Genomic DNA, 25,946 nt, shown 5'->3' with positions numbered 1-25,946 from the left:
CCGCGTTGCGCCCGCACGGCGCGCAGCGGCATAGCTTACCCCCGCAAAATTCCGCGTAGTGCAGTTTCGAATGCAAGGCAGGCCACCGACAGCTCGGTGGCCTGCTCGCCGGTCAGGCGGACATAGCGCCGAAACGACGGCATCCGGTTCACGATCTCGCTGCCGCCGAACGGCACGACGGCGAGCGTCCAGCGCCCGTCGCGCGCGGCGATTCCGCATTCGGTCAGGTGCAGCGGGCGTAGCGCATCGGCAAGTGACGAATCGGCGACGAGCGCGGCCACCGCCCTCACGAATCCGGGGTCGCATCCCGGCGCAGGCGCGGCCGCGATGCCGGTGCGCCGCAGCCAGCCCGTCTGCAGCACGCGCGCATGGCCCTGCGCGGGCGGGCCGTCGGCACTGATCGACACCTGCACGCTGACCGTATGCATCAGGAACTGACGGTCGACGCGTTCCTCGATGCTCACGCGCACGCCGTTCGGCAGCCGGGCCAGCGGTTCGGCAGCGCCGCGGTGCGCATCGCGCACCGCACCGAGGTCCGCCAGCACGCGCGCGGCGATCGCGCCGGGCCGGTGGCCGGGCGGCGGCGTGTCGGGCGCCGCGCGCCATCGGATGAATGCGAGCCTCACGACGCGACGTGCTCGTTGCGCAGCACTTCCTCGACCGGCACCGGTTTGAACGGATGCCGGCGCTGCACGACCACCGTCCAGAACAGCGCGTACAGCGCGGTGAGCCCGAGCATCGCGCCGAACGGCACGTAGATGTCGCGCGCGTTCATGCCGGGTGGCGTGATGTACCAGATCGCGAGCACGATACCGACGCTCGACACGATCTGCGGCAGCGGGAACAGCGGCGAACGATACGGACGCGGCAGATCCGGGCGACGGATGCGCAGCATCACGACCGACGCGGTGACGAGCAGATACGCGGTGCCCCACGCGCAGGTCGCGGCGAGCACGAGGTGCAGGATACTGTCGAGGTTGCCGTTGATCAGCCACGCATGGAAGATCGGCACGATCGCCGACGCGACGATGCCGACCACCGGCGTCTTGAAGCGCGGATGCAGATACGCGAAGCAGCGCGGCAGCGCGCCGTCGATCGCCATCCCGTACAGGATGCGCGGCAGCCCGGCCATCAGCGTGTTGATCGTCGCGGCGCCCGCGCACAGGAACGCGATACCGAACCACACGCGGCCGAAGGGCCCCAGCACCTGCAGCGCGAACGCGGGGATCGCGCCCGGCGTGTCGAGCAGGTGCGTGAGGCCGTCCGGGCTCACCGGCACGTTCGCAACCTGGCGGCGGATTGCCGCGCCGTACAGGAACATGCAGATCGCGACGCCGACGAGGCCGAGCGCCATCGCGCGCGGGATCGTGCGGCCCGGCGACTTCATTTCCGGCGCGAGCGGCGTGACGAACTCGCAGCCCACGAACATGAACATCGCCATCCCGACCAGCGACAGCACCGCCGGCACCGACGTGCCGACTTCCGAGCCGCCGAACCAGCCGTCGAGATGCACGGCCGGCGCGGCCGCGAGGCCGAGGATGCCGAAGATCATCAGCGACAGCCACATGCCGGCCGTCAGCACGATCTCGAGCTTGCTGAACACCTTGATGCCGATGATGTTGGTGATCGCGAAGGTGACGACGAGGCCGACGCCGACGAGCCAGGAGCTGTTGTGCTTCTCGAACGCGGCGTTCAGCGATTCGAAGTTGACGAGCGCCATGATGCCGCTCAGGATCGTCTCCGCCGTGCCGGCGAACACGTGCACGAGGAAATACGCGGAAATCGTGCCGGTGATCGCCCAGAAGCGGCCGAGCCCGCACGACAGGTAATCGTAAACCGAGCCGGCCGTGGGCAGCATCGCGGCGGCTTCGGAGAAGGTGGTCGCCTGCGCCTGCATCATCACGAACGCGATGATCATCGCGACCGCGAACGCCCAGCCGCCCATTCCGAAGCCCGACGTCGCGGTGAGAATCACCGGGCTCGCCATGATGAGGCCGACGGCGCTCGCCAGCGCGGTCGGAAAACCGACCGCGCCCGCCTTCAGCACCGTGCCGCCGCCTGCTTCAGCCGACTTGCCGGCGGGCGTATCGCCCGCGGCGCCGGTCACTCCAGACCATCCCGACATGTTCGTCTCCTTCCCTTTTTGGGCGGCGCCGGCGCTGCGGCGCCCGCTCCGTTCCGTGCTTCGCGGTCGGCCCGGGGCGGCGCTTCAGCGCGTCGCCACCGGAGCCCCAGTCGATCCAATCCGGATCCGATGTCGAAAAAATACGCAGGCAAAATAATCCGGTCATAGCGCAAATCGGCAAACCGGCGGTGGAGAACGGGTTATCCCGCCCTCCACCGCCGGTTCGGCGTCATGCGATTCCCGCTTTACGGCCTCACGCGAATGGCACGGCCTCGAAGCCCGCCGCGAGCGCGTCGACGATCCGGTCGAGCTGCTCGCGCTGGATCACGAGCGGCGGCGACAGGATGATCTTCGTGCCGACCGGGCGCACCAGCACGCCATGCTCGCGCGCCACTTCCGCGACGGCGTTCGCGTAGCCCGACAGTGGGTCGATCGGCTCGCGAGTCTGCTTGTTCGCGACGAGGTCGAGCGCGAGCATCAGCCCCTTGCCGCGCACCTCGCCGACCGCCGCGAAGCGTTCGGGGAACGACTGCAGCGCTTCAAGCAGATACGCACCCTGCTTCGCCGCGTTCGCCGGCAGGTCTTCCTTCACGACGATGTCGAGGCTCGCGATCGCGGCCGCGCAGGCAACCGGGTGGCCGGCGTACGTGTAGCCGTGCATGATCGCGCCGCCAAAGTCCGCGTTCGCGGCGAACGCGTCCTCGATCCGCGCGTTCACGGCCGTCGCGCCGAGCGGCACGTAACCGGACGAGATCCCTTTCGCGAGACACATGATGTCCGGGCGCACGCCCCAGCCGCGGCTGCCGAACATGCTGCCGCTGCGGCCGAAGCCCGTCACGACTTCGTCGGCGATCAGCAGCACGCCGTAGCGATCGCACACCTCGCGCACGAGCGGCCAGTAGTTGGCCGGCGGCACGATCACGCCGCCCGCGCCCTGCACCGGCTCGGCGATGAACGCGGCGACCGTGTCGGGGCTCTGGAACTGGATCTCGCGCTCCAGCATTTCCGCGCAGATCCGGCCGAGTTCCTCCGGATCCTGCGTGAACGGATTGCGGTACAGCCACGGCGTCTCGACGTGGAAGCAGCCGGGCAGGTTCGGTTCGTAGTTGCGGCGGAACACCGTGTTGCCGTTCACCGACGCGCCGCCGAAGTGCGTGCCGTGATAGCCCTGCTTCAGCGAGATGAACTTGGTGCGATCGGCCTGGCCGCGCACCTTCCAGTACTGGCGTGCGATCTTCAGCGCGGTCTCGATCGAGTCGGAGCCGCCCGAGCTGTACAGCACGCGGCGCATTCCTTCAGGCTCAAGCATGTCGATCAGCTTCTTCGACAGCTCTTCCGCGCGCGGATGCGAGATGCCGTCGAACAGCTGGAAGTATTCGAGTTCATCGAGCTGGCGCACGATCGCATCCTTCACTTCCTGGCGGTTGTGCCCGACGTTCACGTTCCACAGACCCGCGACGCCATCGACCAGCTGCTTGCCGGTTTCGTCGAACACGTAGCAGCCGTCGCCGCGCACGATGCGGATCGGCTTGCGCTGTTTCATTTCGTTCGGGTGCAGCATCGGGTGCCAGAACTTCGCTTCGTTGTAGCTCATTGCAGTCTCCACTTTCGGATCGTTTGAACCGCGATCGCTCGCGTTAGAGGATCGGGGGTCGAGGTTTTCGGGGTGTTCGGAACGGATGCCGCGCGTCAGTGCGCGATGCACACGGATTTGGTTTCGGTGAAGCCTTCGATCGCGTACTGGCCGAACTCGCGGCCGATGCCCGACTGCTTGTAGCCGCCGAACGGCATCGACGGGTCGAGTGGAATGTGACAGTTCACCCACACGGTGCCGGCCTCGATCTGCGGCACGAGATTCATCACGCGCTTCAGGTCGTTGCTCCAGATGCTCGCGGCGAGGCCGTACGGCGACGCGTTCGCGAGGCGCACGGCGTCGGCCGCATCGTCGAACGGCACGACGACGATCACCGGGCCGAACACCTCGTCGCGCACGATCGCGCTGTCGGGATGCGGATCGGCGATCACGGCCGGCTTCACGTAGTAGCCGGGCAGGTCGTCGGCCGGCGTGCCGCCCGCGAGGAACGTGACGCCCGCGCGGCGCGCCCCCTCGATGTGCTGGACGACCTTGTCGCGATGGTGCGCGGAGACGAGCGGGTTGATCTGCGCGGTGGTGTCGAGGCCCGCGCCGAGCTTCATCGACTGCGCGACGCCCGCGAGGCCGTCCGCGAGTTGCGCGAACTTGCTGCGGTGCACGTAGATGCGCGACGCGGCCGCGCACACCTGCCCCTGGTTGAAGAACGCGCCGGCGGCGACGCCGTCGAGCGCCTGCGCGACGTCGACGTCGTCGAGCATCACGATCGGGTTCTTGCCGCCGAGTTCGAGCGAGAAGCGCGTCATGTTCTGCACGGCCGCCGCGCCAACCTGCTTGCCGGTGGCGGTCGAACCCGTAAACGAGATCTTCGCGATCGACGGGTGGCTCGAGAGTGCGGCGCCGCACGTGCGCCCGCCGGTGACGACGTTGAACACGCCGGGCGGCACGCCGGCGTCGAGGGCGAGTTCGGCGAGGCGCAGCGCGGTGAGCGGCGTTTCCGGCGACGGCTTCAGCACGATCGTGCAGCCGGCCGCGAGTGCCGGGATCAGCTTCCACACGGCGATCATCAGCGGGAAATTCCACGGCACGATCGCGGCGACCACGCCGACCGGCTCCTTGCGCGTATAGGCCGTATAGCGCGCGCCGGGCGGGAACGGGATCGACACGTCGAGCGTCTGGCCGGTGATCTTGGTCGCCCAGCCGGCCATGTAGCGCACGTATTCGACGCTCGCGCCGACCTCGATCGCGCGCGACACGTGGATCGACTTGCCCTGGTTCAGCGTTTCGAGCTGCGCGAGCGTTTCGGCATCGGCTTCGATCAGGTCGGCGAGCTTCAGCAGGATGCGCTCGCGGTCGGCCGGGCGCAGCCCGCTCCACACGCGGGTGTCGAATGCATGCTTCGCGCTGGCGACCGCGCGGTCGACGTCGTGCGCGTCGGCATCCGCGACCGTCGCGAGCCGCTCGCCCGTCGCCGGGTCGTACACGTCGAGTCGCGCGGCCGCGTGTGCGGGCTGCATGGCGCCGTCGATGAAAAGGCCGAAATCGCGTGCGACGAAGGTGCGCACGGTGTCGCTGACCGCGACGAAGTGTGTGGTGCTCATGGGCGTCTCGATGATTGTCGTGGCTGGGCCGCGTGCGCTCCGGCATGCGGGTGTCGAACCACTGTATCGACGAGGGATCGCGCCCCGTGAGCGCAAATTGGCAAGCGCGCGGGGGATCGAAACGCGGGTGAGTCGGGAACGGGGAATGGCGGCGTGCGAGCGCCGCGCTATCGTCAGATGAATGGCGCGGGATGCATGCTGGTGCGGATGCGGAAAAACTACAGGAACAACGTGCCGACCAGCTCGGTGCGGTTCGACACGCCGAGCTTGCGGTACATCCGCATCAGATGCGTCTTGACGGTCGGCTGGCCGAGCGCGAGATCGCGCGCGATCTCCTTGTTCGAGCGGCCGTCGCGTACGAGGCGGGCGATCTGTTCCTCGCGGTAGGTCAGCCGCGCCTCGCAATCGATCCGGTGAATCCCGCGCCGTGCGCGCAGCAGCGGGCTCAGCGCGGCTTCGGCAACAGGCTGCAGCCATGCCAGCGCGTCGATCTCGCCCGGTGCGAACCGGCCCGCCGTGCCGTTGCCGACGCCACCGCCCGCTACGCCCTTCCCGAAGCGCAGCAGCGAAAACGCGCCGATCGTCCGGCCCGCGTCGTCGCGCAGCCAGATCTCGACGACGTCGGCAACATCGTGCCGCCGCAGGAAACGGGTCCAGTATGCGGACGCATCGCGTCTTTCCTCAGGCAATTGGGAAGCGAGCGTCACGACCGCGTGGGCGCCTGCCGCGCAGCGCGACGGGTGCAGCGGATCGAGCATCCGGTAGCGCGCGATGTAGGTGCGATGCATCGACTCGGGCATGCCGAACAGCGCGAAATCGGCCGGCTCTCCGCTCAGGTCGAGCCGGTAGAACACGATCGCGGACGGGCTCGCAAACGCGTCGAACGCATCGACGCACGCGCGCAGCGCGCGCTGCCAGTCGGCGGCTTCGTGATCGGCGGGAACGGATGAGGTCGGCATGATGGGAGCGGCCGGCGGCCGCACGCGTCGAAGTTCGGGCCAGCCTACCGGCGCCGAAAATGGGCCGGTGAGCACAAATCGGCAATTCGTCTGCCGGTGCTGGATGGCGGACGCGCCGGCCGTGTTGCGACAACCGAATCGACGTCAGGACATCATGCGCCGCGAGCCCTGCGGTCGACGATGGCCGTCGAGGGTGGCGCGAGACATCGCACGCACCGGCCGTGTCCCGACGACGGAATCCGCGTCGGCAAGGCATGCGCCGTGAGCCGCAGGACCGAGCATGGACGTAGAAGACGGCGCGGAACATCGCGCACGCCGATCGAGCGCGATCGGAACGATCGGCGAGGTTTCCGGAGCGGCCGCGCGGGCGGCCTCGAAACGAAGGCGCGGCACCATGCGCGCCCCGCCCTGTCAGTGAATCTCAGTGCGCATTCGCGGCGAACGTGTCGCAGGCGCTCACTTCACCCGATTCCATCCCGCGCCGCAGCCAGTACACACGCTGCTCGCTGGTGCCGTGCGTGAAGCTCTCCGGCACGACGTAGCCCTGGCCTTGCTGCTGCAACCGATCGTCGCCGATCGCGGCGGCCGCCTTCAGCCCCTGCTCGAAATCGCCTGGCTCCATCAGCCGCTGGTTCGCGCGCTGCGCGTTGTTCGCCCACACGCCGGCGAAGCAGTCGGCCTGTAGTTCCATCCGCACCGACAGCGCGTTCGAGCGCGCTTCGCTCGAACGGCGGCGCGCGGCATCGACCTTGTCGGAAATGCCGAGCAGGTTCTGCACATGATGGCCGACTTCGTGCGCGACCACGTAGGCCTGCGCGAAATCGCCACCCGCGCCGAAGCGCTTGCGCAGTTCGTCGTAGAAGCCGAGATCGATGTACACGTTGTGGTCGCCCGGACAGTAGAACGGCCCCATCGCGGTCTGGCCGGTGCCGCACGCGGTCGGCGTCGAGTTCGTGAACATCACGAGCTTCGGCGGTTGGTACTGCGCATGCAACTGGGTGTTGAAGACGCCCGTCCACGTGCGCTCGATATTGCCGAGCACCTTGCGCGTGAACACCGCGCCGGGATCGTTCGCCGGTGCGCCCTGGTGCTGCGTAGGCGCGGGCTGGGCCTGCTGCTGCCGGCCCTGCAGCGCCGACGCGCCTTCGAGCACGACGCGCGGGTCGATCCCGAAAAAATACGATGCAGCCAGCGCGACCACGATCGTGCCGATGCCGATCGTCGCGCGCCCGCCGCCGAACCCGCCACCGCCGCGTCGATCCTCGACGTTCACGCTTTCTCTTTCGTCGTCCAGCCTCATTGCCGGCTCCTCCCTGTTCCTGTCGATGGTCCGGCCGCGCAATGTGCGACCGGGCGATCAGCCACCGCGCCCTGCGCCATCGGCAGAGCTCATGTATCCGTATCGGTCGCATGCGCACGCCGATCTTGCCGCCTGCCGCTCCGCTTGCACGACGGAATCGGGCGGCCGTCGCGCCCCGCACTGATGGGCGGGCGCGCCCGCGCCATTTTGCCGGGCTTTTGCGACGCATCGCAAAAATACGGAGGATAGAGCGATTCGGCGCCGGACATCGTCAGCTTTTGCAAAATGACCGCGATCCGGCCGGTCCGCCCGGTGCGCGATACCGCCCTCGCCCGTCCGGCCGGTTATGCGTTCATCCTTTCGGCGGATACCGGCGTGCGTCGGCGCCACCTAAAGTGACCGGAAACGACACCTTCCGGAGAACGACATGACGCACCCGCAACCCCGTACGATCGCGATCACCGGCGCAGGCACCGGCATCGGCGCCGCGTGCGCGCGCCGCTTCGCCGCCCGCGGCGATCGCGTCGCGCTGATCGGGCGGCGTCGGGCGCCGCTCGACGCGCTCGCCGCCGAGACGGGCGGCCTCGCGCTCGCCGGCGACGCCGCGAGCACGGCCGACTGGGCGCGTTTCCTGCCTGAGATCGCTGCACGGTTCGGCCCCGTCGACGCGCTCGTCGCATGCGCGGGCGGCCACGGTCTCGGCCGCGCGGATGAAACCGACGACGCGCAATGGCGCGACGCGATGCATGCGAACCTCGACACCGCGTTCGTCAGCGCACGCGCATGCCTGCCCGACCTGATCGCGCGGCGCGGCAGCATCGTGCTGGTCGCGTCGATCGCGGCGCTCGTGGCCGGGCCCGGCGTATGCGGCTATACGGTCGGCAAGCATGCACTGCTCGGGCTCGCGCGTTCGCTCGCACGCGACTACGGGCCGCACGGCGTGCGCGCGAATGCGGTGTGCCCGGGTTGGGTCCGCACGCCGATGGCCGATGCGGAAATGGCGCCGCTGATGTCCGCTCACGGCGACACGCTCGACGGCGCCTATGCGCGCGTCAGTGCCGACGTGCCGCTGCGGCGCGCGGCCGATCCGGACGAGATCGCGGCGGTGTGCGCGTTCCTGGCCTCGCCCGACGCGTCGTTCGTGACCGGCGCGACGCTCGTGGCCGACGGCGGTGCGATGGTCGTCGATGTGCCGACGCTCGCATTCGACAAGCTGTGATGCCTGAAGACACGTAGCCCACGTGACACCGCGTTGCGGGCGGCCGCACAAGGTCGGGCGCGCGTCTTCCGGCACTCGAACGCCCGCCCCCCGCCCCGGCACGCACGGCGCGCGTTCACGCCCCGGAAATCCGCTAACATCGACCGATCCCGCCGCCCCCGCGCGGCACTGCCTCACCGCTCGGAATTCGATGAACATCCGGTTTCTTGAAACCTTCGTCTGGCTCGCGAAGCTGGAGAACTTCCGGCTCACGGCCGAGAAACTGCACACGACGCAGGCGGCCGTGTCGAGCCGCATCGCGTCGCTCGAAGAGGCGTTCGACGTGCGTCTGTTCGACCGCAACACGCGCTCGGCCACGCTCACGCCCGCGGGGCGGCGCATGCTCGCTTACGCGGAGCGAATCGTGCGGCTCGACAGCGAGATGCGGCGCGACATCGACGCGGCGAGCGACGCGGGCCTGATCCGGATCGGCGCGATCGAATCGATCGTTCACAGCTGGTTTCCGGCGCTGATGGCGCAATTGCGCGAACGCTATCCGCGCCTCGACGTCGAAATCACCAGCGATACGACGCTGCACCTGATTCGCCTGTTGAGCACCGACGGCGTCGACCTGATCCTGCAGACCGACCCGGTGCCGGGCCCCGACTTCACGAACCTGCCGCTGTGCGAATTCCCGGTGCGCTGGGCGGCCAGCCCGCGCCTCGGGCTCGGCGGCGAACGGCTCGACATCGCGCGGCTTGCCGCGTATCCGATCATCAGCTTCTCGCGACATTCGGGGCCTCACGCAACGATCGAGCGGCTGTTCGCGGCCGTCGAACGGCCGGCCAGCATCAACTGCATCACGTCGGTCGCCGCGATGATCCGGCTCGTCGCCGACGGCTTCGGCGTGGCCGCGCTGCCGCCCGCGATCATCGGGCGCGAACTGCAGGAAGGCGCGCTCGAACTGCTCGACGTCGAACCCGAATTCCCCGCGCTGCCGCTCGTCGCGTCGTATCGCACGCAGGGCCTGCCGGTCGCCGCGCGCATCGCGGAACTGGCGAGCGAAGTTGCACGCGCGATGCCGGCCGCGTCGAGTCATGCGAAGACGGGCGCATCGGCAAAGGCCGAGGCTGTCGACGAAGCTCCCGTCCGCCCGGCAAGAAAAACCCGGACCGCAACGGCAAAACGCATGCCGGAATCCGCGCCGCCCGCCACCCCGGCGAAACGCCGTCCGCGCCGCTCATAAGAAAACCTGTTCACGGCGAATTTGTTTTCTTGTTGGACGGGCACGGCCCGTCTTCGGGACACTGCGGTTCCTGACACACCCGTCACGAGGAACCCGCCATGACCCGCCTTTCCCTTCCACACGGCCAGCTCTGCGTCTGGACGGACATCGACCCCGCGCACGAAGCCGATTTCAACGCGTGGTACGACCGCGAGCACATGCAGGAGCGTGTCGCGATTCCCGGCTTCACGCATGCGCGACGGTTTCGCGCGACGGACGGCGGCCCGCGCAAGTACCTCGCGCTCTACGTGACGGACACGCTCGACGTGTTCCGCAGCGACGCGTATCGGCGCGCATTCACGCGGCAGACCGCCTGGTCGCTCGCGAACTTCGAACGGATGACGGGCACGCAGCGGCGAGTCGGCGACCTGACGATCGAGGCCGGCGACGGCGAAGGGATGCATCTCGCGCTGTTCGTGCTGCAGCCTGAGCGCATCGACGTGCCGCACCTGCGCGAGCGCTTCGACGCGGTGCTGAGCGAACCCGGCATCCATGCGGCACGGCTGTTCCGCACCGTGCCGGACCTGTCCGCGCCGATCGGCGCCGATGCGGCCGCGCGTCCGGCCGCCGACGCGCTCGTGCTGATCGAGGGCAGCGATGCGGCGGCCACCCGCCGCGTCGCCACCGCCATCGCCGGTCACGACGAAGTGCGCACCTTCGACCTGCTTTGGCGCGCCGCCGCGCCGCCGCCGGCGGCCGGTCGCGATGCCGAAACGAAAGCGGCCGCCGCCGCCCTGCCGGCCTGAATCCCGACTTCGCCACCGGCCGCGTCATCCGTCATCGGCACGCGCGTCATCCCGTCATCCTTCACGACATGCCCGACACCATGAGCACTCTCGCCCAACCCGCCGCCCACGCACCCCGCCGCGTCCGCAACAGCCGACTCGCGACCGCGAGCATGATCGGCACGTCGCTCGAGTGGTACGACTTCACGATCTACAACACGCTCGCCGCGCTCGTCTTCAATCATCTGTTCTTTCCGTCGGTCGATCCGCTGGCCGGCACGATCCTCGCGTTCTCGACCTATGCGGTCGGCTACGTATCGCGCCCGCTCGGCGGCTTCGTGTTCGGCAATCTCGGCGACCGCATCGGCCGCCGTGCGGTGCTGATGCTCACGCTCGTGCTGATGGGCGTCACGACCGCGCTGATGGGCGCGCTGCCGACCTATGCGCAGGCCGGCATCCTGAGCCCGATCCTGCTCGTCGCGCTGCGCTTCGTGCAGGGCGTCGCGCTCGGCGGCGAATGGGCCGGCGCGGTGCTGCTGTCGGTCGAGCACGGCGACCAGAAGCGGCGCGGGCTGTCCGCATCGTGGACGCAGATCGGCCCGTCGTTCGGCACGCTGCTCGGCACCGGCTGCATCGCGCTCGTGACACTGTCGACCACGTCGGGCGACTTCCTGTCGTGGGGCTGGCGCGTGCCGTTCGCGGCCAGCGCGCTGCTGGTCGTGTTCGGTTTCTGGCTGCGGCGCGGCGTCGACGAAACGCCGCAGTTCGAGCAGCTCGCCGAATCGCACGCGACCGCCGAGGTGCCCGTCGCCGACGTGCTGAAGTATCACTGGAAGCGCCTGCTGATCGCGGGCGGGTCGCGGATCGGTTCGGACGTGCTGTACGCGCTGATCGTCGTGTTCACGCTGACCTACGTGACGACCGTGCTGCACCTGTCGCGCCCCGTCGCACTGACGGCCGTGATGATCGGCACGGCGTGCAACGCGCTCGCGGTGCCGTTCTTCGGTGCGCTGTCGGACCGCTTCGGACGCCGCCCCGTGTACCTCGCCGGCGCGATCGCCGGGATCGTGTGGGCGTTCGTGTTCTTCACGATGCTCGATTCGGCGCGGCCGGGTGCGATCGTCGCGGCGGTTGCGATCGGCCTCGTGATCCATGCGGCGATGTACGGCCCGCAAGGCGCGTTCGTCACCGAACAGTTCCCGACACGCGTGCGTTACGCGGGCTCGTCGCTGGCCTACACGCTCGCTGGCATCGTCGGCGGCGGCTTCGCGCCGCTCGTGATCGCGACGCTGTTCCGCGAGACGGGAACGACGACGGCCGTGTCGCTGTACGTCACCGCGTCGCTCGTCGTCACGTCGATCGCGCTGCTGGCCGCGCGCGAGACCGCGCACCGGCCGCTCGCGGATTGAGCTTCCCTGCCGATCGTTTCATTCATTCGCACTTCAAACGGATACCCGCATGCAAGCCCTGTCGTTCAACGTGATGTCCCCGCAAGGTGCGCCCGCTCATGTCGACGTCGAGATCGAACGTGTCGTGATTGCCGGCTGGGCCGGCCGCGATCCGGCCGCGATCCGCGCGCACATCGACGAACTCGCGGCGCTCGGCGTCGCGCCGCCGTCGACCACGCCGTGCTTCTATCGCGTGTCGTCCGCGCTGCTCACGCAGGCGGCGTCGATCGGCGTGCTCGGCGCGCGCTCGGGCGGCGAGATCGAGTGCGTGCTGATCGACAGCCCGGTCGGCACGCTGGTGACGGTCGGTTCCGATCATACGGATCGGGAAGTCGAGGCCTACGGCGTCGCGGTGTCGAAGCAGGTATGCGCGAAACCGCTCGGCCGCGATGCGTGGCGCCATGCGGACGTTGCCGATCACTGGGACGCGATCGAGATGCGTTCATGGTTGATCGGACCCGGCGGAGAACGCGTCGCGTATCAGCACGGCGCCGTCAGCGGGCTGCTTGCGCCCGATGCGCTGTGGCAGCGCTTCGACGACCGTCGCACGATGCCCGCGCGCTGCGCGATGTTCGGCGGCACGGTCGCCGTGCACGGCGCGATCGCGGCGATGGGCGACGGTGACACATTCGAGATGGAACTGCACGATCCGGTGCTCGGGCGCAGCCTCCGGCACCGGTATGCGGTCGAGGTATTGCCGGTCGTCGCGTGACGGCAGGTGGCAGGCGCGCATGCGATCACGGACATGAACCGCATGCGGGCCCGCCATCCGCGTGCGCCGCTCGCCGTCATCGCAAGCAGCCCAGCCCGGCCAGCGCCGCCTCCACCGCGGTATCGAGCGGCGTCATCGGCTCGCGGCCCAGCACCGCCGTCACCCGCGCGTTGTCCATCCGGAGCGGCTCGCGCCACAGATAGCGCATCTCGAGCATCTCGCGCATCGTCGTGACGAACGGTGCCGCGGCCCACACAAGCCACCACGGAAATCGCCGCACCGTCGGCCGCATCCCGTGCCGCTGCGCGACGCGGCGCACGGCCTGCGTCATCTGCGTGCCGTCCGCGTCCCAGTGCCCGCCGAGATGGAAGCGCGCGAACGGCGCCAGCGTGTCGCGTCGCTCGAGCAGCTCGACCATCGTGCGCGCGACGTCCGGCACGTACGCCCATTGATGGCCGACGCCCGGCCGGCCCGGCACGCTGATGGCCGCGACGGGCCGCCCGGCCTTGACGAGCCCCTGCCCGAACCAGTTGTTGCCCGCATGCCCCCCGAAGAAATCGCCGGCCCGCACGATGATCGTCCGGACGCCCTGCGCGGTCGCCGCCTGCAACCGCCGCTCCATCTCGACGCGGATCGCGCCCTTGCGCGTCACCGGATGCTGCGGCGCCTCTTCGCGCAACACGGGAAACGCGTCGGGGCCGTAGTTGTAGATCGTCCCCGGCAGCACGACGGTCGCCTGCGCCGCCGTCGCCGCCGCGATCGTGTTGTCGAGCATCGGCAGCACCTGCGTCGACCAGCTCCGGTAACCGGGCGGGTTCACCGCATGCACGATCACGCTGCAGCCGCGCGCCGCGCGGACCACCGCCTCGCGATCGAGCGCGTCGCCGCGCATCCAGGCGATCCCGTCGCGCTCCACCGTCTCGGCGTCGAGCGCGCGCTTGAGCGCGCGCACCTGCCAGCCGGCATCGCGCAACTGACGCGCGACCTCGCCGCCGATGCCTCCGCTCGCGCCGAGCACGAGTGCCTGTCGTTGCGTTCCGCCTGCGTTTGCCGTCATGGTCGTTCTCCGTGAATGAACCGTTGTCTGCACGCATTCTGGCGCGAGGCCGCCTAGCAAGGAATTGCCGAACATGATGGATTAGCTATACATTTATGTATGGCCATCGATCTGAACTGGGAACGCTACCGCACCTTCCTCGCCGTGTTGACGGAAGGCTCGCTGTCGGGCGCGGCGCGCGCGCTCGGCATCACGCAGCCAACGGCCGGCCGTCATGTCGCGGCGCTCGAGGCCACGTTCGGCCAGACGCTCTTCACGCGCTCGCCGTCGGGGCTGCTGCCGACCGAGGCAGCGCTCGCGCTGCGCGGTCACGCCGAGGCGCTGCGCAGCGCGGCAGCCGCGTTCGAGCGCGCGGCCGCGAGCCACGGCGCGGGCGTGCGCGGCACCGTGCGGATCTCGGCCAGCGACGTGATCGCGGTCGAAGTCCTGCCGCCCATGCTTGCGCAGTTGCGGCGCGATCATCCGGGGCTCGTCATCGAACTGGTGCCGACCGACCGCATCCAGGACGTACTGAACCGCGAGGCCGACATCGCAGTGCGGATGGCGCCGCCCACGCAGGACGCGCTCGTCGCACGGCGCATTGGCGAGATCGACGTCGCGCTGCATGCCCGCGACGACTACCTGGCGCGCAACGGGACGCCATCGTCGACGGACGAACTCGCGCATCACGCGCTGATCGGCTTCGATACGGTGACGCCATTCATCCGCTCGGCAGGACGTGGGATGCCGCTGTGGAAGCGCGATGCGTTCGCGCTGCGCACCGACAGCAATCTCGCGCAGCTCGCGATGATTCGCGCCGGCTACGGGATCGGCTTCTGCCAGAACCGGCTCGCACAGCGCGATGCGCGGCTCGTGCGCGTGCTGCCGGACGGGCCCGCGATGAAACTGGAAACGTGGGTGGTCATGCACGAGGATCTGCGGGCGAGCCCGCGTTGCCGGGCCGTGTTCGATGCACTGGCTACCGGGCTGCGCACGTATGCCGAAGGGACGGCCGACTAGGGCCTGTTCACACTACATAGATTTAAGGATATGCTTCGGAGATGGAAATCTCCGAAGCCCAATTCAAACAGATCGAACATTGCTTGCCGCGACAGCGGGGTAATGTGAGCCTGTCGAACCTGCAAGTGCTCAACGCGATCCTCTATGTTGCCGAGCACGGGTGTAAATGGCGCGGCCTGCCGCCACGTTTTGGCCGCTGGCACACGATCTACACGCGCATGAACCGCTGGTCTCGCAACGGCGTCCTGGACCGAGTGTTCACGGAGTTGCAGCGCGCACAGATCATCCGCGTTCGAATTGAAGCGGTGTCGCTGGATAGCACGATCGTGAAGGTTCATCCTGACGGTACCGGTGCGTTAAAAAAAATGGACCCCAAGCCATCGGCAAATCTCGCGGAGGATGGACAACCAAGATTCATATGGTTGCCGCGGATGCTCGAACAGCCATAACGTTCGCACTGTCTCCCGGTCAGGCCGGCGATGCGCCGCACGGCCGTGCACTGCTCGAACGCCTGGGACCGCCGAATCGACCGCTGCATCTATTGATGGACAAGGCGTACGAAGGAAACGAAACCCGGCAACTCGCGCTCGATCTCGGCTTTATCCCTGTCGTTCCTCCGTTGAGCACGCGCGTCGAGCCTTGGGAGTACGACCGGGAAATGTACAAACGTCGCAACGAAGTCGAGCGGTTGTTTCGCCGGTTGAAGGGCTTTCGTCGCATCTTCTCCCGCTTCGACAAACTCGATTTGATGTTCATTGCTTTTATCAACTTTGCCCTGATCGTCGAAGCCCTGCGCTAGTGTGAACACGACCTAGGCCGCTCCAGCCCGCTGCGCCCGCCAGTCGCCGCGATGCGCTATTCGTGGATCTTGCCGGCGAACAGGATGTCGGCCATGCGCCGCCACGGATTGTCGGGCAGGTCGTAGCAGCGCGGCCCGTCCTCGGACGCCTCGGCCCAGTCGACCATCGCCTCCAGGTACTCGCCGATCGAGCGGTTTTCCCAGCCGAGCGCGGCGGCCCCGAATGGCGACGGCGGCAGGTCGGCGTCGAGCTGGCGCTCCTTGTGCCAGTCATGGCCGAGCACGCGCAGGAAATGGATCAGCGAGCGCTCGTCGACCACCCGCTCCAGCGCGTGCTGCAGCCGCGCCGCCATCTCGCTTTTCAGTTCGTCGTCCATGCGTATCGTTCCCTGCTACGCAACGTTCAGAAAGCTTCCACCTCGCACCAACCGGGGTACGTTTCCTCGACGATGAAGAAATCGTCGAAGTAGACCAGCCCGAGCCGCTCGAGCGACCTCATGCACGCATCGGCCGCGTCGCCGCCGAAGAACGGGCCGAGCGACACCAGCCGGTCGGACTCGTCGAAATAGTCGGCGAAATTGAATTCGCGCATGACCGTGGACAGGTCGACCGCTTTCTGGACCAGCGCCGCGCGCCGAACGACGATCCCGAAATCTCTCGATATTTTCATTGGTGCCGCCCCCGTCGAATACGTGCGTCTGCGCCGACGCGCATGCCTGCGTCACATCAGCAACTGCCGCGACAGCACCTCGCGTGCCTGCGTGACCGTCTCGCGTTCGCCCGGCATCGGCGGCGTCAGCGAGAACACGGCGTCGGGCAGCGCCGGCAGCCGGTATTTCGCGCCGAGCCGCACGAGACCCTCGCCGATCGCCGATGCGCACAGGCAGCCGACGCCGAGCCCCGCCGCCAGCATCGACTGCAGCCCCGCGACGCCCGACGCGCTGTGCACGAGCACATACGGCGCGTGCTGCTCGTCGAGCGAGCGCACGGCGATCTGATGCATCATGCAGTCGTCCGGCAGCAGCACGAGCGGCAACGGCTCGGGCAACTGCTCGGCGAGCGCGGGCGATGCAACCCACGACAGCGGCTCGCGCCGCAGCACCCAGCGCGTATCGGCCGACGCGGGCCGGAACGGCCCGCTCGACAGGTTCATCACGACGCCGAGATCGATCTGTCCGCGCGCATGCGCGGCTTCGATCTCCGCGCTCTTCATCGCGCTCACGTGCAGGCTCAGTTGCGGGTAGCACTCCCGCAACCGCGCGAGCAGGCCCGCGACTTCGTGCGTCCGGTAGTAATCGGTGATCGCGACGCGCAACTCGCCCTTGATCGCCTGGCCGCGCACTTCGTCGAACGCGGCCTCGTTCAGCGCGACGATGCGGCGCGCATGCTGCAGCAAACGTGCGCCGGCCGGTGTCGGCTCCACGCCGCGCTTGCTGCGCACGAACAGCGGCACGCCGGCGCGCGATTCGAGCTTGCGCACCTGCTCGCTCACCGTCGACTGTGACAGATGCAGCAACGGCGCGGCCGCCGTAAGGCTGCCCGCATCCGCCACCGCCGCAAAAGTGCGCAACTGATCCAGGTCGAAACCGCGCATCGCCCTCTCCATCCATCGAATAACCCGATGGATGCTACCACCAATTCCCGCTTTTCCGATTCATCGGCAATCCGCAGAATATGGGTTCAACGGCTCGCACGCGCCCGGTTCAACGGACTTCGACATGCGTTGCAGCCCTCATTCTTCCGGACTTCCGTTCATGACCGACAACACCCTCGCCCCTTGCGCGCCGGCCGGCACGGCCGCCGCGGCACCGCCGCGCAGCCATCACGGCTGGGCGCTCGTGGTCCTGCTGGTCGGCGCCATTCTGCCGCCGCTCGACTACTTCATCGTGAATCTCGCGCTGCCCGCCATCCGCGACGGCATCGGCGCACGACCGTCCGAGCTGCAGCTCGTCGTGTCGGCCTACGCGTGCGCGAACGCGGTCGTGCAGATCACCGGCGGGCGTCTGGGCGACCTGTACGGCCGCAAGCGGATGTTCATGATCGGGATGGCCGGCTTCGTCGTCGCATCGACGCTGTGCGGGCTCGCCGGCAGCGGCGCGGTGCTGGTCGGCGGCCGCGTGCTCCAGGGCCTGTTCGCCGCGGTCCTCGCGCCGCAAGTGCTCGCGACGATCCGCAGCGTGTTCAGCCCGCAGGAGCAGGTGCGCGTGATGGGTTTCTACGGTTTCGTGTTCGGTCTCGCGGCCGTGATCGGCCAACTGGGCGGCGGCGCATTGATCAGCCTCCATCCGTTCGGGCTCGGCTGGCGCGCGATCTTCCTCGTCAACGTGCCGATCGGCGTCTTCGCGCTACTTGGCAGCTGGCGCTTCATCCCGGAAAGCCGGCCGCCACGCGGCCAGCGTATCGACGTGCCCGGCACGGTACTGCTGTCGCTGTTCCTGCTGATGCTCGTCTATCCGCTCACGCACGGACGCGAGGCGGGCTGGCCGCTGTGGATGGTCGCGTGCATCGCCGGGGCGCTGCCGATGCTCGGCGCGCTGCTGGCGGTCGAAGCGCGCCGGATCGCGGGCGGCCGCGATCCGCTGCTCGACGTGCGCCTGCTGCGCAATCCGGTCGTCGTGCTCGGGCTCACGCTCGCGTTCCTGTTCTACATGCTGAGCGCGTTCTTCCTGAGCTACGGGATCTATCTGCAGGGCTGCCTGGACTGGTCGCCACTCGCGTCGGGGCTGGCGATCCTGCCGCTCGGCATCGGCTTCCTCGCGAGCCCGCTGCTGATGCCGCGCCTCGTCGACCGGTTCGGCGGCCATCGCGTGCTCACGCTCGGCTTCGCGATGCTCGCGGCCGGCGTCGCGACCGCCGCCGCACTGGCCGGCGAACACGCGCCCGGCCCGGGCTTTTACGCGGGCATCGCGGCAATCGGCATCGGGCAAGGCCTCGTGCTGCCGTCGGTCGTGCGGATCGTGCTCGCGGAAGTCGACGCGGCGCGCGCCGGGGTCGCATCGGGCATGGTCAGCACGATGCTGCAGATCGGCGCGGCCGTCGGGGCGGCGACACTTGGCGGGCTTTTCTTCGCGCGGCTCGGCGCGCAGCCGGGTGCGCTCGACTACGTACAGGGATTCAGGACGGCGATGTGGGCGCTGACGGTCGTGCTGCTCGTGTGCGTCGCGTTGTCTGCCGCGCTGGGACCGATGCATCGACGCGTGCGCGCCGGTACGTGACGACACGGGTCGGACCACCCATCGCCGGCAGCGAATCGGGGCATGCGCGACCGCTTGCGGGTATCAAGCTCGTTTGTGATGCTTGAGTTGCGCGTGCCGCGCTTCCCATTCGGCCAGCTCGACGCGATAGCGCGCCAGCGCTTCGTCGTACAGGTCGAAAACGCACGGCGAGCAGCCGCTGTTGCAGCAGTCTTCCAGTTCGGGTTGTTCGGGCGGGGTCGGACGCGGATCGTCGGCGAGCGTATCCGCGGAGGCAGGCTTGGTCACGGCTTCAGTCACATGATGTCGAACGCCCAGTATACGGTGATGGTCCGCGGCATGCAGGCCGCCGGCCGTATGCAGCCGTGCAACCTGCTGATCGACATCGCGGCGATCGCGCACATTCCGCGTGCGCGATTTCGCATGCCCTGACGTCGAAATCGAGTGCGATCGCCCGTCAGCCGCTACGCCACGCGACCACTCACCGGAATCGATGCGCCGGTGATCGCCTGCGCGTCAGTCGACAGCAGGAACCCGATCGTCGCGGCGATCTGTTCGGGCCGGACCCAGCGCGTGAAATCCGCATCGGGCATGTCCGCACGGTTCGGCGGCGTGTCGATGATGCTGGGCAACAGCGCATTCACGGTCACGCCGCGATCGAGCAGTTCCGCCGCCAGCGCCTCGGTGAGTCGCGCGACGCCCGCCTTCGCGGCCGCGTACGCGCCCATTCCCGCGCCTGCCTTGGACGCCGCACCCGCGCCGATGTTGACGATGCGGCCCGCCGGGCTCGCCACCAGGTACGGCAGCGCGGCCTTCGACGCATTCAGCGCCGTCTTCACGTTCAGTTCGTACATGCGGTCCCACGTGGCTGCGTCGCCATCGGCGATCGTCTGCCACACGAACGCGCCTGCAATGTTCAGCAGCGCGTCCACCCGGCCGAATTCGCGATTCACGGTGTCAAGCGCGCGTGCAGCTGCCTGCGGATCGACGAGATCGATGCCGCCGAGGCGCAGCGCATCGGCCGGCACGCCGGGCAACGCCTGCGCGTCCGGCGCGCTGCCACGGCCGATCAGCGCGACGCGAGCGCCGCGCTGGCCGAGCCAGGCGGCTGTTGCGACGCCGAGGTGGCCGAATCCGCCGGTGATCGCGACTGCCTTGCCGTTCAGGTCGTGTTCCATCGATGTGCTCTCCAGGGTCGAAGGGGGTTGGATGATACGCGGTTCGGTGCGATGCCGGCCGCGACACGGGCGTGCCCGGCCGGTGTGTCGACAGCGTAGCGCCGTTCACGCTTCCGTGTTTGCTGCGACGGATGCGTCATCATCGACGAGGTCGATCTGTTGATCCGCCGCGGCCGTGCAGGTGCGCACCACACACAGCGGCAGGCCGCCGGGCATAATGCGCGATCACGGCGCGCCGCGCGGTGCACCGTGATCGCGCCGGGTCGTCGAACGACCCGCGCCGTTTCCGTATCGAACCCCGAACCTCAATTCGTCTATCCCATGCAAGTACTCGTCGTTGGCACCGGCAAGCTGGCAACCGAACTGCTCGGCTCGCACCGGCTCGCACCGGCAACCTGTCGCGTGATGGCCTGGTCGGACCCCGCCCGTGGCAACGTCCGTTCGATCGTCGTTCACGCCGGATCCGGCCGCGAGCTGCCTGCCGCGATCGAATTCTGCCGCGCCACGGGGTCGCCGCTCGTCGAGCTGTCCACCGGCTCCGACCTCGAAACCGGATCGCACGACTTCCCCGTCGTGCTCTGTCCGAATACGAACATCCTGATGCTCAAGTTCATGAGCATGCTGGAAACCAGCGGCCATCTCTTTCGCGACTGCCACATCAGCGTGACGGAGTCGCACCAGGCCAGCAAGACGTCCGTGCCCGGCACCGCGGTCGGCGTCGCTCAGTCGCTCGGCGTTCCGGCGCAGGACATCCACTCCGTGCGGGACCCCGCCGAGCAGCGCGACGCCTTGCAGATTCCCGACGATCAGCTCGGCCGCCATGCGTTCCACCGGATCCGCATCGAGGACGGCGCATGCAGCCTGCAATTCGAATCCCGCGTGTACGGCGCGTCGCCTTACGCGGATGGCGTGTCGCGGATCGTCGAGGCCGTCCGGCAGCACGAACTCGAACCTCGCCGGTACTCGATCGTCGAGTTCATTCATAACGGCTGGCTTTAGTAGCGACGGGCGCGACCGGCGCGACGGTGCGCGGGTCGCACCGACTGCGCCCCTGCCGGCCCATTCGACGGCCCTCGTCGCACGATCACGCGCGCGGCCCTTACCCGTCACCCAGCACGGCTCCGCTCTCCGGCAACGTCGCGCCGCCGTCGACGACGATCGTCTGCCCGGTGATGTACCCCGCATCGGCCGACGCGAGAAACAGCATCGCGTTCGCGATGTCCTCGGGCTCGCCCATGCGCGCAAGCGGAATGTCGCGCGCGATCTGCGCGGCGACCGACGCATCGCCGAGATTGCCGGCCGCCGGCGTGCGGATCATCCCCGGCTCGACGCCGTTGACCGTCACGTTGCGGCGCGCGAGTTCAAGCGCCGCCGCGCGAATGAAGCCGTTCACGCCTGCCTTCGACGCCGCGTAGTGCGCGAGCCCCGGATAGACGACGCGCGGCCCGGTCACCGACGACGTGACGAGCAGCCGCCCCGCCCCCGCACGCTCGAATGCCGGCAGCGCGGCCTGCGCGAGCCAGAACAGCGCCGACAGGTTGACCGACAGCGTGCGCTCGAGCAGCGACGCATCGATCTGCTCGAACGGAGTCAGGGGGAAGTACGCGGCGTTATGAACGACGACGTCGAGCCGGCCACCGTCGCGCTCGACCGCCGCGACGAGCGCGACGAGTTCGTCTCGGCTCGCGGCGTCGACGCGATACGCACGCGCAGCGCCGCCCGCGCTGGCAAGCGCGTTCGCCTGCACGGCAGCGGCATCGCCGTTGAGATCGGCCAGCGCGACGAATGCATCGGATTGCGCGAAACGGCGCGCGATTGCCGCGCCGATCCCCTGCGCCGCGCCCGTGACGAGCACGACGCGGCCACTGAAATCCGCACGCAGGCGGCCGCTGCCCGGCACGGCGTTCATCGCTGCGCGTCGCCGGCGAGCGGATGCACGGTTGCGTTCAGCACCTGCGCATGCGCGCCGATCGGGAAGTTCGACAGCATGCCGAAATCGCCGCCCTGGTATCCAAAGATCTTGCCGTCCGTCTTGCGTTGTGCGAGGTCGATCAGCACGACGCCGAGCGTCGGCACCACCTTCTCGCGCCATACGAACAGATACAGCTGCTCGGCGAGCCTGAAGTAATGGCAGCGGTCCACGTCGGCCAGCCCGCCTTCGACGCCCTGCAGACACTGCCATGCGTAGAAGTTCTCGTTCAGGTAGATGTGCTCGTAGCATTCGGTCGGGCTGTAGCGATACATCGTCCGCTTGCCGATCAGTTCGCGCGTGGGCCCGTGCAGCGGGCCCGGCTGCGCATGGCCGCCGAGCGTGCCGTGCCGGAACGTCGCATCGACGCCCGTCAGCGGCAGCCCGCGCGCGACACGCGTGAACGCGTCGACATGCGTTTCGGCTTCGGTCGGCAGCGTGCCGATCACCGACGTCCACACGCCGTCGCCGACGTCGATCACGAGACTGACCGACGTCGCGCGTGCTGCCGGGTCGATGTAGTCGACGAAGTACAGGTCGTCGCGCAGCCGCGTGACACGGCAAGGCGCCCGGCCGCCCGTGTCGGTTGCCGCGTCGCGCCATTGCAGCACGCCCGCTTCGAACGTATAGACGCGCCATGCGCCCGATGCGTCGCCGAGGGCCAGCGACCGCCCGACGAGCTCGTCCACGGGCGCGAGGATGTTCGCGTCCGGCGCGAAGCCGTCCGCGAGCGCGCCCACCTGAATGAATACCGTGTCCTGTCGTTCCACCTGCCGTCTCCCGCGCAGCTTCAGGCCCGGCGGGCCGTGTACGCTGCTCATGTGCACATGGTGCGGGCTGCGCACGCCGCGCGGTATCGGCCAAAAGGATGAAGGGCGCGCGGCGCCGGAACGCGCTAAAGTGCACGTGATCCGCGCCGCTGCCGGCGCGAGGAGCGCCCATGCACCGTGTCACCCATTACCGACGCAGCGATGAAGGCATCGAGGCGATCAGCCTCGAGTCCGACCGCACGTTTCCGCGGCACGCGCACGACGACTTCGGGGTCGGCGTGATCGTCAGCGGCGCGCACCGGTCCTGGAGCGGCCGCGGGCAGGTCGACGCGCTGACCGGCGACGCGATCATGGTCAATCCGGGCGAGATGCACGACGGCATGCCGATCGAAACGGGCACGGGCCGGCGTTGGCGGATGCTGTACCTCGCGCCCGCACTGGTCGCGGGCGTCGCGGCGGAAGAAGGCCTCGGGGACGTCGAGCTCGCACATCCCGCCGTGCGTGACGCGCGGCTCGCGGCCGCGTTCGGGCGGTTGCATGCACGGATCGTCGCAGGAAACGACACGCTGCCGCTCGCCCGCGACGAGGCGCTCGTCACGCTGGTCGCCGGGCTGCTTGCGCGGCACTCGAATCGCGCGCTGCCACCCGCCGGCGTCGCACCGGCGATCCGGGTCGCCCGCGAGCGACTCGATGCGGCGCCCGCCGCACCCGTTTCGCTGGCGGAACTCGCCGGCCTGAGCGGCGTGAGCCGCTTCCAGCTGCTACGCGGATTCGCGCGCGAACTCGGCATCACGCCGCACGCGTATCTGATGCAGTCGCGCACGCGGCTGGCGCGCGCACTGCTCGCGAACGGCCGGCCGATCGCGGATGCCGCGGCCGAAGCCGGTTTTGCCGATCAGAGCCACCTGACGCGCGCGTTCGCACGCCAGTTCGGGATCACGCCGGGACGATTCACGCAGGCAGGCTGAACAGGCCTCGCCGTCGCTGCGCGGCCACCGGTGCGCGACGATGTCGATCGTCGCCGTCCGGCACGTTGGATGGCGACACCACCAGTCAACGGGAGACACCGGACGCATCGTCTTCCCGCTCACCCGCCCCGCTCGCCGACGCCGCTGCAATTTCGTTCAAGACGCCCGTGCCGCCGCACGCGACGATGCGGCACATGAAGACACGACTGATCGGCTATCTCTATCTCGCCGCCGCAATGGCAGGCGTAGGCAGCACCGTCATCGCGAGCCGCCTCGCGGCCGGCGGCCTGCCGCCGTTCGCGGCCACCGCGCTGCGCTTCCTGATCGCAACCCCGCTGCTGTTCGCGCTGATGCGAGCGCAGCGAATGCGATGGCCGCGGGTCTCCACACGCGACGCCGTGCTGCTGGTCGTGCAGGCTGCGGCGGGCGGGGTCGGCTATACGGTGCTGCTGATCATCGGCACGAAGTTGTCGTCGCCCATCGATGCAGGCGTGATGCTCGGCACACTGCCGGCAATGTCGACGCTGATCGCGGCGGTCGTGCTGCGCGAGCGGCAAACGCCGCGCGACTGGGGCGCGGCCGCGCTGGCCACCGCCGGCGTGCTGTTCGTCACGTTCGCGCCCGGCCAGGCCATGCCGTCGCTCCGGACGCTCGCCGGCGACGCGCTGGTGCTGGCCGCCGTCGCTTGCGAGGCCGTGTTCATCCTGCTCAACCGGCGGCTGTCGGCGCCGTTGCCGCCGCTCGCGCTGTCGACGGCGATGTCGGGCCTCGGCTTCGTGCTCGCGCTGGTGCCGGCCGCGTTCGAATGGCACGCGCTGGCGACCGGCTGGAACATCGGCGCGGTGTCGGCGATCGCGTACTACGCGCTGGTGCCGACCGTGCTCGGCTATCTGTGCTGGTACGCGGGTTCGGCTCGCACGAGCGGCACCGAAGCCGCGCTGTTCACGGCGGTCGCGCCGGTCTCGGCCGTGCTGTTCGCGGTCGCGCTGTTCGGCGAGTCGCTGGGCGGCACGCGCGTGCTCGGCATCGCGCTCGTCGTCGCGGGGATGCTGGTGGGTGCGACGCGGCGGCGCGAGCCGCCGGCACGCATCACGTCAGCCGGTTGTCTCGATGGCTAGCCCGTTCGTCGATCGATGGCCATCACCGCCCGCCATCGACGACTGTAGGAATGTTTCCGCACGCGGCAAAATCGTTGCGTACCGTCGCGCAAGATGCAATATTCGCGTGGCCGGGCCATTTGACCACCATCGAACAATAATTCGCATCGCCATGAACAAGAAGGAAGCCAAAACAAGAATCGCGGCGCTGTTGTCCGCGGGCGCGAGGAAAGCCGACGTGCTTGCCGAGCTGGCCGGACAGGGCCTCAAGGATCGCGTGCTCGCGCGCCTGATCGCGTCGCGCCCCGACCCCGAACTGTGCAGGAAAAACAAGGTGCATACCCGGGTCCTGATCGCGCTCGGCATCGCGCAGTTGTTGATCAGCGTCGCACTCGCCTATCTCATCCTGGTGGACGGACTCAACATGGGCGCCGCGGTGCTGTTCCTCGCGTTGACGGTGCCGCTGTCGCTGCTGTTCATCTGGGGCTTCGCGACCCATCGCGTCAGCGCGTATCACGCGTTCATCATTCTGTCGCTGCTGCAAGTGCCGAAGACCATCGCCGATCTCGGCCGCGATCCGTCGACCGCGCTGCCGACCCTCGGCGTGACGGTCATCCTGGTCGGCTACGTCTGGTTCGTCCGCAACCGGCTGTTCCCGGACTTCGGCTGGTTCGCGCCGCGCAAAGTCGAGGGCCGTTACGCGTTCGTGGAAAGCGCCTGACGCCGCCCACCGCACGCCATGAAAAAGGCGCCGGGCCGCCCCGCGATCGCGGGACGGCCCGGCGCCTTCTACATTCCGCAACCCGGTGGCTTACTTCGCCTTCTCGGCTGTGTCGCTAATTGCCTGGCCACCCTTCGAAATGTCCTGTCCCACGCCTGCAACGGTATTGCAACCGGCGAGCGCGGCGGTCACGACCAGCAGCACTGCAGCAATCGTACGCGTCATTCTCATTCTCCTTCGAGTCAACATG

At 68.7% G+C, this 25,946-nt stretch carries 27 protein-coding genes; 12 read left to right on the top strand and 15 right to left on the bottom strand.

Annotation, left to right across the window (positions count from 1 at the left end):
* Positions 1 to 35: 35 nt before the first annotated feature.
* From WS66_RS03805 to ypfJ, 6 genes are all read right to left on the bottom strand, one after another.
* Entirely contained in the window at positions 36 to 626 is a 591-nt protein-coding gene (locus WS66_RS03805) for a DUF3156 family protein (protein ID WP_059599172.1), read from the bottom strand.
* A complete protein-coding gene (locus WS66_RS03800) occupies positions 623 to 2,125 on the bottom strand; it encodes an APC family permease (RefSeq protein WP_059599171.1) in 1,503 nt (500 codons plus the stop codon). Before WS66_RS03800 ends, WS66_RS03805 begins: the two co-directional genes overlap by 4 nt.
* Positions 2,126 to 2,378: 253 nt before the next feature.
* Positions 2,379 to 3,719, bottom strand: coding sequence for an aspartate aminotransferase family protein (locus WS66_RS03795; protein ID WP_059599170.1), 1,341 nt, complete (start codon positions 3,717 to 3,719; stop codon positions 2,379 to 2,381).
* 95 nt (positions 3,720 to 3,814) lie between these two features.
* Positions 3,815 to 5,317 carry an aldehyde dehydrogenase family protein gene (locus WS66_RS03790; RefSeq protein WP_059599169.1) on the bottom strand — a complete coding sequence of 501 codons (1,503 nt, stop codon included), beginning with the start codon at positions 5,315 to 5,317 and terminating at the stop codon, positions 3,815 to 3,817.
* Between the two features lie 218 nt (positions 5,318 to 5,535).
* Positions 5,536 to 6,276: a helix-turn-helix transcriptional regulator gene (locus WS66_RS03785; protein WP_059599168.1), complete on the bottom strand. Its 741-nt coding sequence runs from the start codon at positions 6,274 to 6,276 to the stop codon at positions 5,536 to 5,538.
* Between the two features lie 421 nt (positions 6,277 to 6,697).
* Positions 6,698 to 7,576, bottom strand: coding sequence for a KPN_02809 family neutral zinc metallopeptidase (gene ypfJ / locus WS66_RS03780; RefSeq protein ID WP_059599167.1), 879 nt, complete (start codon positions 7,574 to 7,576; stop codon positions 6,698 to 6,700).
* 427 nt (positions 7,577 to 8,003) lie between these two features.
* Between ypfJ and WS66_RS03770 the strand changes: the two genes are divergently transcribed.
* From WS66_RS03770 to WS66_RS03750, 5 genes are all read left to right on the top strand, one after another.
* Positions 8,004 to 8,795, top strand: coding sequence for an SDR family NAD(P)-dependent oxidoreductase (locus WS66_RS03770; protein WP_059599165.1), 792 nt, complete (start codon positions 8,004 to 8,006; stop codon positions 8,793 to 8,795).
* A 190-nt stretch (positions 8,796 to 8,985) separates the two neighbouring features.
* Positions 8,986 to 10,020, top strand: a complete 1,035-nt coding sequence (locus WS66_RS03765; protein ID WP_059599164.1) for a LysR family transcriptional regulator — start codon at positions 8,986 to 8,988, stop codon at positions 10,018 to 10,020.
* Between the two features lie 98 nt (positions 10,021 to 10,118).
* Positions 10,119 to 10,805 (top strand): DUF4286 family protein, encoded by a 687-nt coding sequence (locus tag WS66_RS03760; protein WP_059599163.1) that lies wholly within the window; start codon positions 10,119 to 10,121, stop codon positions 10,803 to 10,805.
* A 68-nt stretch (positions 10,806 to 10,873) separates the two neighbouring features.
* A complete protein-coding gene (locus WS66_RS03755; protein ID WP_059599233.1) occupies positions 10,874 to 12,193 on the top strand; it encodes an MFS transporter in 1,320 nt (439 codons plus the stop codon).
* A gap of 49 nt (positions 12,194 to 12,242) precedes the next feature.
* On the top strand, positions 12,243 to 12,944 hold the full coding sequence (locus WS66_RS03750; protein ID WP_059599162.1) for a DUF2848 domain-containing protein: 702 nt from the start codon (positions 12,243 to 12,245) through the stop codon (positions 12,942 to 12,944).
* Positions 12,945 to 13,020: 76 nt separating this feature from the next.
* Here the strand turns inward: WS66_RS03750 and WS66_RS03745 are convergent, their stop codons facing one another.
* Complete coding sequence (locus tag WS66_RS03745) at positions 13,021 to 14,001, bottom strand: NAD-dependent epimerase/dehydratase family protein (RefSeq protein WP_059599161.1); 981 nt, start codon at positions 13,999 to 14,001, stop codon at positions 13,021 to 13,023.
* Positions 14,002 to 14,100: 99 nt separating this feature from the next.
* On the opposite strand from WS66_RS03745, the gene WS66_RS03740 reads away from it, so the two are divergent.
* Entirely contained in the window at positions 14,101 to 15,000 is a 900-nt protein-coding gene (locus WS66_RS03740; RefSeq protein WP_059599160.1) for a LysR family transcriptional regulator, read from the top strand.
* Between the two features lie 41 nt (positions 15,001 to 15,041).
* A protein-coding gene (locus tag WS66_RS03735; RefSeq protein WP_108064602.1) for an IS5 family transposase occupies positions 15,042 to 15,799 on the top strand; the annotation gives its coding sequence in 2 pieces (ribosomal slippage) (positions 15,042 to 15,357 and positions 15,357 to 15,799; 759 coding nt in all).
* A 56-nt stretch (positions 15,800 to 15,855) separates the two neighbouring features.
* Here WS66_RS03735 and WS66_RS03730 read toward each other — a convergent pair.
* Genes WS66_RS03730 through WS66_RS03720 form a run of 3 tightly spaced genes read right to left on the bottom strand, consistent with a single transcriptional unit; the run spans position 15,856 to position 17,393 of the window.
* On the bottom strand, positions 15,856 to 16,176 hold the full coding sequence (locus WS66_RS03730; protein ID WP_059600048.1) for a DUF7660 family protein: 321 nt from the start codon (positions 16,174 to 16,176) through the stop codon (positions 15,856 to 15,858).
* A 26-nt stretch (positions 16,177 to 16,202) separates the two neighbouring features.
* Complete coding sequence (locus tag WS66_RS03725) at positions 16,203 to 16,469, bottom strand: hypothetical protein (RefSeq protein WP_059600049.1); 267 nt, start codon at positions 16,467 to 16,469, stop codon at positions 16,203 to 16,205.
* 51 nt (positions 16,470 to 16,520) lie between these two features.
* Positions 16,521 to 17,393, bottom strand: coding sequence for a LysR family transcriptional regulator (locus tag WS66_RS03720; RefSeq protein ID WP_059509127.1), 873 nt, complete (start codon positions 17,391 to 17,393; stop codon positions 16,521 to 16,523).
* Positions 17,394 to 17,553: 160 nt separating this feature from the next.
* Between WS66_RS03720 and WS66_RS03715 the strand changes: the two genes are divergently transcribed.
* On the top strand, positions 17,554 to 19,014 hold the full coding sequence (locus tag WS66_RS03715) for an MFS transporter (protein ID WP_059600050.1): 1,461 nt from the start codon (positions 17,554 to 17,556) through the stop codon (positions 19,012 to 19,014).
* Positions 19,015 to 19,077: 63 nt separating this feature from the next.
* Here the strand turns inward: WS66_RS03715 and WS66_RS03710 are convergent, their stop codons facing one another.
* Together WS66_RS03710 and WS66_RS03705 are read right to left on the bottom strand one after the other, a co-directional pair.
* A complete protein-coding gene (locus WS66_RS03710; RefSeq protein WP_059600306.1) occupies positions 19,078 to 19,281 on the bottom strand; it encodes an oxidoreductase-like domain-containing protein in 204 nt (67 codons plus the stop codon).
* A gap of 176 nt (positions 19,282 to 19,457) precedes the next feature.
* Complete coding sequence (locus WS66_RS03705; protein ID WP_059600051.1) at positions 19,458 to 20,171, bottom strand: SDR family NAD(P)-dependent oxidoreductase; 714 nt, start codon at positions 20,169 to 20,171, stop codon at positions 19,458 to 19,460.
* Between the two features lie 321 nt (positions 20,172 to 20,492).
* Here WS66_RS03705 and WS66_RS03700 point away from each other — a divergent pair, with 321 nt between their 5' ends.
* Positions 20,493 to 21,170 carry a dihydrodipicolinate reductase C-terminal domain-containing protein gene (locus WS66_RS03700; protein ID WP_059600052.1) on the top strand — a complete coding sequence of 226 codons (678 nt, stop codon included), beginning with the start codon at positions 20,493 to 20,495 and terminating at the stop codon, positions 21,168 to 21,170.
* A 100-nt stretch (positions 21,171 to 21,270) separates the two neighbouring features.
* Here WS66_RS03700 and WS66_RS03695 read toward each other — a convergent pair whose 3' ends face one another.
* Together WS66_RS03695 and WS66_RS03690 are read right to left on the bottom strand one after the other, a co-directional pair.
* Positions 21,271 to 22,080, bottom strand: a complete 810-nt coding sequence (locus WS66_RS03695; RefSeq protein ID WP_059600053.1) for an SDR family oxidoreductase — start codon at positions 22,078 to 22,080, stop codon at positions 21,271 to 21,273.
* Entirely contained in the window at positions 22,077 to 22,910 is an 834-nt protein-coding gene (locus tag WS66_RS03690) for a molybdenum cofactor biosynthesis F family protein (protein WP_059600307.1), read from the bottom strand. Before WS66_RS03690 ends, WS66_RS03695 begins: the two co-directional genes overlap by 4 nt.
* A gap of 170 nt (positions 22,911 to 23,080) precedes the next feature.
* Between WS66_RS03690 and WS66_RS03685 the strand changes: the two genes are divergently transcribed.
* The 3 genes from WS66_RS03685 to WS66_RS03675 all read left to right on the top strand — a co-directional run bounded on the left by WS66_RS03685 (position 23,081) and on the right by WS66_RS03675 (position 25,696).
* Complete coding sequence (locus tag WS66_RS03685) at positions 23,081 to 23,878, top strand: AraC family transcriptional regulator (RefSeq protein ID WP_059600054.1); 798 nt, start codon at positions 23,081 to 23,083, stop codon at positions 23,876 to 23,878.
* A gap of 194 nt (positions 23,879 to 24,072) precedes the next feature.
* Positions 24,073 to 24,996, top strand: coding sequence for a DMT family transporter (locus WS66_RS03680; RefSeq protein ID WP_059600308.1), 924 nt, complete (start codon positions 24,073 to 24,075; stop codon positions 24,994 to 24,996).
* Positions 24,997 to 25,147: 151 nt separating this feature from the next.
* Positions 25,148 to 25,696: a hypothetical protein gene (locus WS66_RS03675; protein ID WP_059600055.1), complete on the top strand. Its 549-nt coding sequence runs from the start codon at positions 25,148 to 25,150 to the stop codon at positions 25,694 to 25,696.
* A gap of 90 nt (positions 25,697 to 25,786) precedes the next feature.
* Here the strand turns inward: WS66_RS03675 and WS66_RS03670 are convergent, their stop codons facing one another.
* On the bottom strand, positions 25,787 to 25,921 hold the full coding sequence (locus tag WS66_RS03670) for an entericidin A/B family lipoprotein (RefSeq protein WP_006752948.1): 135 nt from the start codon (positions 25,919 to 25,921) through the stop codon (positions 25,787 to 25,789).
* Positions 25,922 to 25,946 lie beyond the last annotated feature (25 nt).

The sequence above is a fragment of the Burkholderia sp. LA-2-3-30-S1-D2 genome, from assembly GCF_001523915.2.
In the GTDB taxonomy this organism is placed as follows: domain Bacteria; phylum Pseudomonadota; class Gammaproteobacteria; order Burkholderiales; family Burkholderiaceae; genus Burkholderia; species Burkholderia diffusa.
This window is presented reverse-complemented; position numbering and strand designations above follow the sequence as displayed.